A 10,124-nucleotide genomic window follows, 5' to 3' on the forward strand; every position below is an offset into this window, starting at 1 on the left:
AAAAACCATTGACTTATTTACTCAAGTAAAGTATAAATTATGCCCCATTTTTGCTTTTTTTTATAATTTATTGACTAACACCCCCATTTTGCTATAAATTTAATACAGTCGTTATGAGTGTTCAATCTGAAGAAGGATTAAAACAGGCTTACAAAATGCTTTCTCAAGGAGAGCCAGCAGAGGCAAAAAAACTTCTTGCGGATATTTTGGAATTCAACCTCGACAACAAAGAGATTGATTTTGCAGTCTGGTGCTGTTCTTATTGGATTGATTTTATAAAAAAACTGGCAAAATCCGACTTTTACGAACGTGGAGAAAGCATTCTATTTCAGTGGAAAACTTTCGAGGAAGCGTTCGGCAAAAAAAAAGAAATTTTTGCAAGAACAGTTTTTTCGGTGCAGACAGGAGTGTTTTCTCTTGCACTGGACAGTTTTAGTTCTGTTTCACAGGAAAATACAAGACTTCCGGCTCAAAAGGCAGATTTGCTTTTAAAAATCGGAATCTGCAACAAAAAACTCGGAAAGTACGACATTGCGCGTTCAAACCTTATGGAGGCAAATAAATTTCTTCCTGGTTCGGCGCAGATAATTGCCGAAATGGCCGACTGCTGTGCCCTGTGCGGGTTGGAAAACGAGTCAAAAGTTCTTTTTCGGGAAGCATTTTTTATCGACGCAAGAAAAATCGATATAAGCATGCTAGATTCAGAACTTATAAAATGTCTTGTTCAGAAAATAAAAGACGACCACGGATACAGCGGCTCAGAACTTCAATATTGGATTCCAGTTTATGCGGTTCTTTATGGAGTTTTTAATATAAAGCGTGAGCTTCGGAGCGTAGAGGTTTTAAAATTAAAGCAGGATATTTATGAAACGGAAAACGAAATTAAAAATCCTGCTAACAATGTAAATCAGTTAAAACCAAAATTGATTTACATGTATTTCTGGTTAGTTGATCACTACATTCAGAAAAACCAGACTGGAAGCGAAGTTAGCGACCTTTTACTAAAAATCAAGATTTTAGACAGAAATGTCTATGACTTGTATATAAAATAATAAGTTTTGGAATAATTTTTTTTACAGGAGTATAAAATGTCTGCAGAAATCGTTACAAAAGTACAGGACATGCTCAAAGAGGCAACCTGGACAAGAGCAGCAATCGGCAACTACACAAAGAACAACCTTATCGAGCTGTCGGAAATTATCGAAAAAGCAGAAGCAGAGGATTGCACTGCGGAAATAAAAGCAATCTGTGATGAACAGCTTTCTCACACAAAAGACAGCATCATTGCGCTTTATATTTCGGGAATTCTCGGTTTAAAACATGGAGATCTTGACAATTCGAATTTGGTAACTCTTGTAGACATTTTCCAGAAAAATTACAAAGAACCGGTTGTAACCTATCTTTGCGAAACAATTCTCGACATTGATCCTAATAACAAATTTGCCCTCCGCACACTTGCAGATATTTACCGTGCAGCAAATGATCCAAAAGCTTGGGCTCTTTACGAAAAAATTGTAAAAATTGACGTTGAAGAAGCTGAAATCGCAAAAATTCTCGCAGAACATTACGAAGCAGAAGGCGATGTAAAAAATGCCGTTGCTTATTGCAAAAAAGCACTTCTCCGCTTTGTTAATACAAACAACCCAACCGCATTAAAAGAAACTTGGGCAAAACTCGTTTCTATGATTCCTGACGAAATTGACTTCTTCCTTCTCGTACAGCGCAAAGTAGAAAAATCAATCAGCGCAGAAGAAAGCTCTCTTCTTCTTCACGGTCTTTATCCGTACTACAAAGACAACGCGCCTTCAGATCCTAAAAAATGGGATATTGCAATTCAAATTCTCAAAATAATTCTCAGAATCGATCCAAAAGATTCTTGGGCAAGAAACGAAATTGCAGCCTGCTTCCAGGGAAAATACGCTAAAAATCCAAACGTCAACGACTTTATCGCTTCATCAAACCTTACTCAGAATTTCCGCAACGTATTTGAGGCAATCAATGATTTTGAAAAACACATTGCTTTTGGCGTAAAAAATTTCATTTACCACAGAACATGGGGCGTTGGAATCATCACAAAAGTAGAAAATGACAATCTTTTCATCAACTTTGGAAGAAAGAACGGAGTTAAGCAGATGTCTCTCAAAATGGCAGTAAGCGCGCTCCAGCCTCTTGCACGCGACCACATCTGGGTTCTCAAGGCAACAAAATCAAAGGACGATTTACAGAAACTTTTCAAGGACAACCGCGACAAAACTCAGGCTCTCAAAATTATAATCAAGTCTTTCGGAAACAGCTGCGACTTCAAAAGAATCAAATCGGAACTAGTTCCTTCTATTTTGACTCCTGGAGAATGGACTTCTTGGAACACGGCCGCAAAAAAAACTCTCGAAACAAATCCAATTTTTGGTGTAAATCCAAACAACATTAACGAATACATTGTTCGTGATGCTAAAATTTCTACAGAAGAAAAACTCAGCAACGAATTCAAGGCTGAAAAACAGTTCGCTCCACGTGCAGATGTCTTCATGAGATTTTTCAAAAACGAAGAAGCTGATAAAGACAGCGAATTCTTCATGGATATGTACAACTATTTCAAGGGTTTTTTAAAAGGCGCACATCAGGCAAACGAGCAGGTTGTAGCTTCTTACCTTATAGTTCAGAAAGTAGGTGCTGAAATGCCATCTTTGGCAGTTCAGCTCAACTACACTTTTGAACAGCTCTACCGCGACATTGACAATCCTCGCGAAATGTACACTCTTCTCAAAGACACAAAAAATACAAGTTTCCAGGCTGACTTTCTAAACCAGATAAAACTTTTGTCTGACTGGGTTGACCAGTACATTGAGCTTTTCCCGACAGTTCTGAACAAAAAAATGCTCAACGAAATTATTGAAAATGGAAATACAGAAAAAGTTCAGAAACTTGCCGTAAAAGTATTTGAAAATTTCCGCGACTACCGCAATGCAGTCCTCTTCTTCTTTGAAGAATGTCAGGATGACGAATGGTTTAAACAGTCTGGAATTTCTTATCAGAAACAATTGATTACAATCGTAAACATTATCGATCAGTCTTACCGTGAAATCGATAATCACGTTGATACTACAGAAAATAAAAAAATCATTAAAAACGCAATAAAATTGATTTTTGACGGCGAAAATGCTTATGCAAACTACATGCTTTCATGCGACATGGACACAATGACTCACCTTTACACTCTTGTTGATGACATTGTTAACCTTGAAGGCATTTACAAGCAGGCTTTGCGCAACAAAATTCTTTCAAAGTATCCAGATTACAAATTCCGCGCAAAAGAGGAAAAGACAAACGCTCCAAAGGGAATGCTCGTCACAAAGGCAAAGCTCGACGAGAAAAAGGCTCTCGAAGCAAAAATGACAACTGTTGACATTCCAGCAATTGCAAAGGAAGTTGCGGATGCAAAGGAAAAAGGCGACTTGAAAGAAAACGCTGAATATATCGCCGCAAAAGAAGCGCAGCACAAGCTCAACAACGACTTGAACCGTCTTCAGGGCGAACTTGCACGTGCAGTTATCTTCGATCCAACAACTGCTACAACTTCGATGGTTTCTTTTGGAACAGAAGTCGTTCTAACAAACAACGCTACAGGAAAAGACGAAAAATACATTATCATGGGACCGTGGGAATCAGATCCGGATGCAGGTATCATTTCTTACATGTCTCCGTTTGGCAATGCAATTCTCGATTCAAAAGTCGGCGAAAAACTTGAATTTACAATTAACGAACACAAAAATGACTACACTGTAAAATCGATTAGACTTGCCAAATAAAAGGTAAAAAAGAGGCTGCCTTTCAAGACAGGCAGCCTTTTTTTTGCAAAAAAAATGAATAAAAAAAGCAGAACTTAAAAAAATTCTGCTCAAAATTCTAAAGTCTTATTTTTTAAAAATCTTATTCAAAGCTTTTACAAGCTGAACATTTTCTTCGTGGGCTTTTATCGAAACTCTGTACCAGCTTAAATCCATTCCATAAAAATCCGAACAACCACGGATTACGATTTTTGACATTGCCAGAGCCTGGCACAAAGGCGCCTTAAACGGATTTGGCGAAGAATCCTCTTCGTTGACCAAAGACTGCTTTTTCGGACCGTTATGACCTTTTTTATCCTTTGCATGCTCTGAGCCGGAAGCATAATCCAACGCCGTTTTCTGTAAAGTTTCATTAAGTTGAACGAGAATATAATTTCCTTCACCACGCAAAACTTTTGCTCCGATTGATTCAAAATAATCCGACAAATATTTTCGTTCTTCGGTTACAAGCTTGAGCATCTGACGGTGCCAACTATTGCTTTCAATTTCTGCCTGCATTACCGCAGAACCTGTTACCTGGGCGTCCGTACTGATTGTCCACGGACGCATTGCATTAACAAGAGGATTATAAACGCTGGAACTAAAGCAAAGCGCGTATCCCAAACGAAGTCCTGCCATTCCATAAAATTTTGTAAATGCATTGAGAATTATAAGATGCGGGAATTCATCAGCGCGGTCTATAAGCGCGCGGACATTTTTTTCGGCAGTTTCGCTAAACTGACAGAAACAGGAATCCAAAACAAGAACAGTGTCCGATTTTTCGCAGAGCCTGGCAATTCTTACAATCATATCCAAAGGCATCACGTTGCCTGCCGGGTTTGAAGGACTTGCCATAAACATAAGCGGAACTCCGCCCGAAAGAATTTTTTCAAGATGCTGAAAATCATCTTCCGTAAAAACAAAGTCGTTTTTCTTTTCGAGGGTAAGGTGAAGAATTTTTTCTTCGCTGCATGCCATCAAAAGCGCATTTTCGTATTCAGAAAAGGCAGGCTCAACAATCAGGTTAAAAGCCGTTCCCTGAACATTTTTTCCAAAAACCATAGAAATAAGCTGAGTAATATCAGCAGCGCCAGAGCCGCACAGAATTGGCCCGTCAAAATTCCAGTATTTAGCAAGAGATTCTTTCAGTTCCGTACAATTAGGATCCGGATAAGCCGCAATAATATCTGGATTTAAGGAAAGCGCAAGCAATGCCCTCGAAGCAGCCTTGTGAACTCCCAAAGGACTTGTGTTAGCAGAAAAGTCCAGATAATCATTCAGTCTTCTTGAATTAGTTCCACCATGAAAAAACATAACAGAATTATTATATCATTTTATTTAAATCTCTCAAAGATAAAACACGGCATAAATTGAATTTTAACTGATTTTTTGCTAAATTAGACAGGAAATTCAGATGTTACGTTTGGGATGACCATTATTTTTCGGCATCAGCAAGTATATCAATGACACTACCATATTTTCTCCCGCTAACGCGGTGTTTACAGGAGGACGTTATGAACAAGTACGTCAAACGGTATCTTATTGATGCTTTGGGTGGAATGGCGCAAGGTCTTTTCGCTTCGCTCTTAATCGGAACAATTGTAAAAACTCTTGGTCAGCAGCTTTTGCGGCTTGGCTCAAACCCAATTTTTACTTTTTTAGTTGATGCAGGTGCTTTTGCTTCGGACGCTCATGTTGTCGGAGCGGCTATGGCAATAGGAATCGGTTTTGCAATGCAAGTTCCTGCACTTGTTCTTTTTACACTTGCGGCAACAGGAAGCGCGGCAAATGTAACTGGTGGAGCTGGAGGACCTCTTGCAGTTCTTTTTATCGCAATTCTTTCAGCAGAAGCAGGTTGCCTTGTAAGCAAAAAAACAAAAGTTGATATTATTGTTACTCCGCTTGTTACGCTTTTAACAGGATCATTGCTAACAGTCATTACAGCAAAATACATTGGAAAAGCAGCAAGCGCCTTTGGAAACATAATTGTCTGGGCAACAACACTCCGTCCTTTCTTGATGGGAATGATAATTTCTCTTCTTGTAGGGGTTTTGCTCACTTTGCCAGTAAGTTCAGCAGCGATCTGCGCAGCTCTCGGTCTTACAGGTCTTGCAGGAGGAGCGGCAGTCGCCGGTTGCTGCGCGCAAATGGTCGGTTTTGCAGTATTGAGTTTTAAGGAAAACCGCTGGTCAGGACTTTTGAGCCAGGGGCTTGGAACAAGCATGCTCCAAATGCCAAATATCATCAAAAATCCAAAAATATGGATTCCGGCCTGCCTTTCTTCACTCATCACAGGTCCTGTTGCAACCTGCATTTTCAAAATGGAAATGAATGGAGCAGCGGTAAGTTCTGGAATGGGAACCTGCGGCTTAGTAGGTCAAATCGGCGTCATTTCTGGCTGGTTCAATCCTTCTCAGACAGCACTTTCCCACGGGGCGTCAGCAGCTGCTCCTTCAGGATTCGACTGGCTTGGACTTATTCTCGTATGTTTTGTTTTACCAGGAATTTTAACATGGCTTTTTGGGAAATTTTTCAGAAAACTCGATTGGATAAAAGACGGTGATTTACTTTTGGAAAATAGCTAAAACAGTTCTATAATGTAAAAATTGAGATTCATATTAGATACCCTTGATTTCGAGTTTTATAATTTAATGTCATTATCGTGCTTGAACCAGATAATCTATTGAAAAATTCCAACAGCTTCACCTGTCGCAGCACAGGATAGACACTTAAATTACTGCTCTTATCAAAACTCGACATTTGTATTAGATAGATTTTTTTTACGGGAGAATAATAAATGAACGAAAAAACTGAATTATCTGAACTTTCAAAAAACATTTATCTTCTTGCATTGCCAACAAATATCGGAATTATTGCCCTAAAACAGCCAGATTCCTCCACAAATATTTATTTAATCGACAGCGGAAACGATGAACGCTATGCAAAGGCGATACTTGAAGCAGTAAACAGTTCCTTCAATTCTCCCAAAATAAAATCCGTAATAAACACACACTCTCATGCAGACCATTGCGGCGGAAACGAATATTTGCGCTCAAAAACCGGATGCCAGATTATTGCAAGCATTGGCGAAGCCGCAATAATGGAATGCCCCGTTCTCGAAACAGGCCTAATCTGGGGCGGAATGCCGGTAAAAGAGCTCGAAACAAAGTATTTTACGGCTTCTCCCTGCATTGCCGACAAAACATTTAAAAGCGGCTCAGATTTTTACATTGAAGATAAAATTCACGTACAGACAGTTCCGCTCAAAGGTCATTACATCGACCATACAGGATTTTTAATCACCGATACAGACGGAAAAAAAATTTTTTTTGCAGGCGACTGCCTGAGCGGACGCGACGCAATAAAAAAATACTGGATTCAGTATCTTTTTAACGAAGAAGAATCAAAAAAAAGCCTTTTGGCCCTCTTAAAAATCCAGGCCGATTTTTATGTTCCAGGGCACGGTCAAGGCGTTGAACAAATTGAAGGGCTGGTCGAACTAAACCTTATTGCCCTTCTCGAAACCGAAAATATGATTTTGGACGAATTAAAAACTCCAAAAACGGCAGAACAGCTTCTCCAAAATGTAAGCACCCGCAACGGAATTTCGCTCAAACTCAGCCAATACGTCCTTATAGGCTGCACCTTGCGCTCATATTTAAGCTCCCTAAGCGACAGCGGAAAAATCAAGTACGAAATCAAAGACAACATGATGTACTGGTCTCTCGCCTGATTTTCCGCCACAAAAAAACTCAGCCTTCAACAATTTTAACACCGGCAGAACAACCAAGCCTGTTTGCACCGGCATCCAGCATTGCCACGGCGTCTTCAAAAGTCCGGATTCCGCCGCTCGCCTTTACGCCCATGTCTTTTCCGACAGTTTTTCTCATCAATTCAACGGCATGAACGCTCGCGCCTCCAGTCCCAAATCCAGTAGAAGTCTTTACAAAATCAGCGCCGGCTTCCTTTGCCTTTTCGCAAACCGTTACAATTTCTTCATCATTAAGATAGCAGGTCTCAAGAATCACTTTTTCTACAATTTTTTTATTTTCACCGCAATCAACGTCATCGACTGCACAGCGAACCGCATAAATCTCTTCAAAAACATCTTCCCATCGCCCGTCTTTTACAGCGCCTAGATTTACAACCATGTCAACTTCGTCCGCGCCCTCGCTAACACACATAGCGGCCTGGCTCGCCTTGTCATCAATCGAATTCGCCCCAAGAGGAAAACCAATCACAGTGCAGACCTTAACTCCGCTTCCACGCAAAATTTCCGCCGCAAAAGGAACATAAACTGGATTAACGCAGCAGCTCGCAAATCCGTATTTTACAGCCTCTTCGCAAAGTTTTTTAATGTCGCTTTCCGTAGCACAGGCAGAAAGCTGAGTGTGATCAATAAATTTCGCAATTTCTTTTCTTTCCATATTTTTCTCCCGTAAAAAAACTAACATTCATTATAACATAATTCTTAAAAATTTTATGGGAGTTGCGCCAACAAAGTTGCCGCCGCGCTTTCCGCGGTTCCGGCTTTCGCCTCCATTGCTCCGTTTCACTGCGCAACAAGACTGCCGCTGCAATCGCTAACTCGATTTCATTGCGTTTTTTTGTTAGCACAGTCTAATTCGTTCAAATCTGCCTTTATTTTTCTTGTTTAGGAAAATTTTATATGCTAAATTATAAACAGATTGAATCAAACAGTTTTGGCTTTTCAATCACATTTGGGAAACTTCCCTTAAAAAGAGGTACATTATGGCTTATAAAATTGATCCTTCAGCATGCGTAAACTGCGGAACATGCGAACCAGACTGTCCAGTCGGAGCAATCAGCGAAAACGACGGACACCGCGAAATCGATTCTTCTAAATGCGTAAGCTGCGGAACCTGCGCAAGCGTTTGTCCGGCAACAGCAATTTCAGAAGAATAGTTTTACATTCTAAAAAATCTGCAAGAATTGCTCTTGCAGATTTTTTTTTGTCTGTTTATATTTGTAGGTATGTTCAGACAGATTTTAAAAGGCTACAGCCAGATTCTCAGTTCAATTTTAAAGGTTCTGGCGCTTCTTACAATTTGCGCACTCGTCGGAATTGCACTCGTCTATCCCTTATGGTATTTTGCAACTAAACTTCCGCAGACTTACACTCTCTGCGTTACAGCAATCGCCTGCCTTTTATTTTTAATCTGGCTTATTTTAAAAATCCGCTCTGCAGGAATTAAGAATTCCCTGATTTTTTTTACAAAATTCCTGATAATCGCATCTACAGTTTTAGGCTTTGTTTTTCTAGTCTTTGCAGGCAAAAGGCTTTTTACAATCTTTGAAATTATCCTTGCCTTTTTTCTTTACGGCTTTGTTTCGTTCATATTTAAGCCTTCGCAAAAAACAAAAGACTTTCTAGAAAATGATTCTCTCTAAAAAAATCAAAAAATTCTTTTTTTTACCGGCTCTGTCCTTTTTTTTGAATTTTTACGCTTTTTCAAACAAAGAACAGTCTTCAACTAAGATATTTGAAATCAATTCTGAAAAACTTCCGTTTATAAAAGTTCCGGACAGTTCAAAAGATTTGATTTTCAAGCAATTTTTAGAGGAAGCGGCCTTTAACTCAAAATATTCACTTTCTGCAAAAAATTCCTCTCAAAAACAAATTCTCAGTTTTTATAAAATCCTCGTACCACAAAACATGGATTTTATCTGGCTTTCTTCAAGGCTCAGCCCGGTTTACAAAGACACACTCGCAACTTTAAACAGGTTTTCTTCGGCAGATTCAAAAATTTCCGGAAAAATAATACTTGCTTCCACATTTAACGGAATTTTTATTCCTGAAAATCCCGGCTCAGCCTGGGAACAGCTTCTTTTCAAAAAATATATGACCGAGGAAAAAATCAAAAGCGCAAAAATTTTTAAGATTGACGGAAACCTTTTCTATTTTTTAAAAAATGAAAGGTTCGATCCGACGACAGCGCTTTTTTTTCTGGATACAAAACTTGTAAGTCCGCTTTCAACAAATATTTTAACGAGCAGTTTTGGTTACCGTGTAAGCCCGATTTCTGGAAAATGGAAATTTCATTCGGGAATAGATCTTGCGGCTCCATTAAAAAGCAGCGTTTTTGCCTGTTGCAGCGGAGAGGTCAGCCAGAGCGGATTTAACCCAACTTATGGAAACTTCGTTATTTTGCAGCATTACAACAATTTAACAAGCGTGTATGCCCATCTTTCAGAAATTCTTGTAAAAAAAGGTCAAAAAGTCAAAGCTGGCGAACTCATAGCAAAATCAGGTTCGACAGGCGCAAGCACAGGGCCTCA

At 39.4% G+C, this 10,124-nt stretch carries 9 protein-coding genes; 7 read left to right on the forward strand and 2 right to left on the reverse strand.

Translation table 11 applies throughout. The features are described from left to right. The first annotated feature begins 113 nt into the window (after positions 1 to 113). Together B2X33_RS08475 and greA are read left to right on the forward strand one after the other, a co-directional pair. Positions 114 to 1,052, forward strand: coding sequence for a hypothetical protein (locus tag B2X33_RS08475; protein WP_296668992.1), 939 nt, complete (start codon positions 114 to 116; stop codon positions 1,050 to 1,052). A gap of 36 nt (positions 1,053 to 1,088) precedes the next feature. Continuing rightward, the gene (gene greA, locus B2X33_RS08480; protein ID WP_296668994.1) at positions 1,089 to 3,806 is read left to right on the forward strand and encodes a transcription elongation factor GreA; all 2,718 of its coding nucleotides are present in this window, start codon (positions 1,089 to 1,091) and stop codon (positions 3,804 to 3,806) included. A gap of 105 nt (positions 3,807 to 3,911) precedes the next feature. Here the strand turns inward: greA and B2X33_RS08485 are convergent, their stop codons facing one another. Continuing rightward, on the reverse strand, positions 3,912 to 5,138 hold the full coding sequence (locus B2X33_RS08485; RefSeq protein WP_296022709.1) for a pyridoxal phosphate-dependent aminotransferase: 1,227 nt from the start codon (positions 5,136 to 5,138) through the stop codon (positions 3,912 to 3,914). A gap of 200 nt (positions 5,139 to 5,338) precedes the next feature. On the opposite strand from B2X33_RS08485, the gene B2X33_RS08490 reads away from it, so the two are divergent. Further along, positions 5,339 to 6,409, forward strand: a complete 1,071-nt coding sequence (locus B2X33_RS08490; RefSeq protein ID WP_296668997.1) for a PTS sugar transporter subunit IIC — start codon at positions 5,339 to 5,341, stop codon at positions 6,407 to 6,409. A gap of 212 nt (positions 6,410 to 6,621) precedes the next feature. Continuing rightward, positions 6,622 to 7,557 (forward strand): MBL fold metallo-hydrolase, encoded by a 936-nt coding sequence (locus B2X33_RS08495; RefSeq protein WP_296668998.1) that lies wholly within the window; start codon positions 6,622 to 6,624, stop codon positions 7,555 to 7,557. A 19-nt stretch (positions 7,558 to 7,576) separates the two neighbouring features. On the opposite strand, the gene deoC is transcribed toward B2X33_RS08495, so the two are convergent. Further along, positions 7,577 to 8,251 (reverse strand): deoxyribose-phosphate aldolase, encoded by a 675-nt coding sequence (gene deoC / locus B2X33_RS08500; protein WP_296022706.1) that lies wholly within the window; start codon positions 8,249 to 8,251, stop codon positions 7,577 to 7,579. A 322-nt stretch (positions 8,252 to 8,573) separates the two neighbouring features. Between deoC and fdxA the strand changes: the two genes are divergently transcribed. The 3 genes from fdxA to B2X33_RS08515 all read left to right on the forward strand — a co-directional run. Beyond that, positions 8,574 to 8,750, forward strand: a complete 177-nt coding sequence (gene fdxA / locus B2X33_RS08505) for a 4Fe-4S ferredoxin (RefSeq protein WP_349681353.1) — start codon at positions 8,574 to 8,576, stop codon at positions 8,748 to 8,750. A gap of 69 nt (positions 8,751 to 8,819) precedes the next feature. Beyond that, complete coding sequence (locus B2X33_RS08510; protein ID WP_296668999.1) at positions 8,820 to 9,236, forward strand: hypothetical protein; 417 nt, start codon at positions 8,820 to 8,822, stop codon at positions 9,234 to 9,236. Between the two features lie 43 nt (positions 9,237 to 9,279). Continuing rightward, on the forward strand, positions 9,280 to 10,124 hold an 845-nt coding region (locus tag B2X33_RS08515; protein WP_296669001.1), incomplete at its 3' end, for a M23 family metallopeptidase.

Source organism: Treponema sp. UBA785 (assembly GCF_002297065.1).
Classification (GTDB): Bacteria; Spirochaetota; Spirochaetia; order Treponematales; family Treponemataceae; genus Treponema_D.

Bases quoted from the DNA above. Each gene is read 5' to 3' on its own strand.
- B2X33_RS08490 (WP_296668997.1), top strand. From the start codon at position 5,339: ATGAACAAGTACGTCAAACGGTATCTTATTGATGCTTTGGGTGGAATG.
- B2X33_RS08495 (WP_296668998.1), top strand. From the start codon at position 6,622: ATGAACGAAAAAACTGAATTATCTGAACTTTCAAAAAACATTTATCTT.
- B2X33_RS08510 (WP_296668999.1), top strand. From the start codon at position 8,820: ATGTTCAGACAGATTTTAAAAGGCTACAGCCAGATTCTCAGTTCAATT.
- greA (WP_296668994.1), top strand. From the start codon at position 1,089: ATGTCTGCAGAAATCGTTACAAAAGTACAGGACATGCTCAAAGAGGCA.
- B2X33_RS08475 (WP_296668992.1), top strand. From the start codon at position 114: ATGAGTGTTCAATCTGAAGAAGGATTAAAACAGGCTTACAAAATGCTT.
- B2X33_RS08485 (WP_296022709.1), bottom strand. From the start codon at position 5,138: ATGTTTTTTCATGGTGGAACTAATTCAAGAAGACTGAATGATTATCTG.
- deoC (WP_296022706.1), bottom strand. From the start codon at position 8,251: ATGGAAAGAAAAGAAATTGCGAAATTTATTGATCACACTCAGCTTTCT.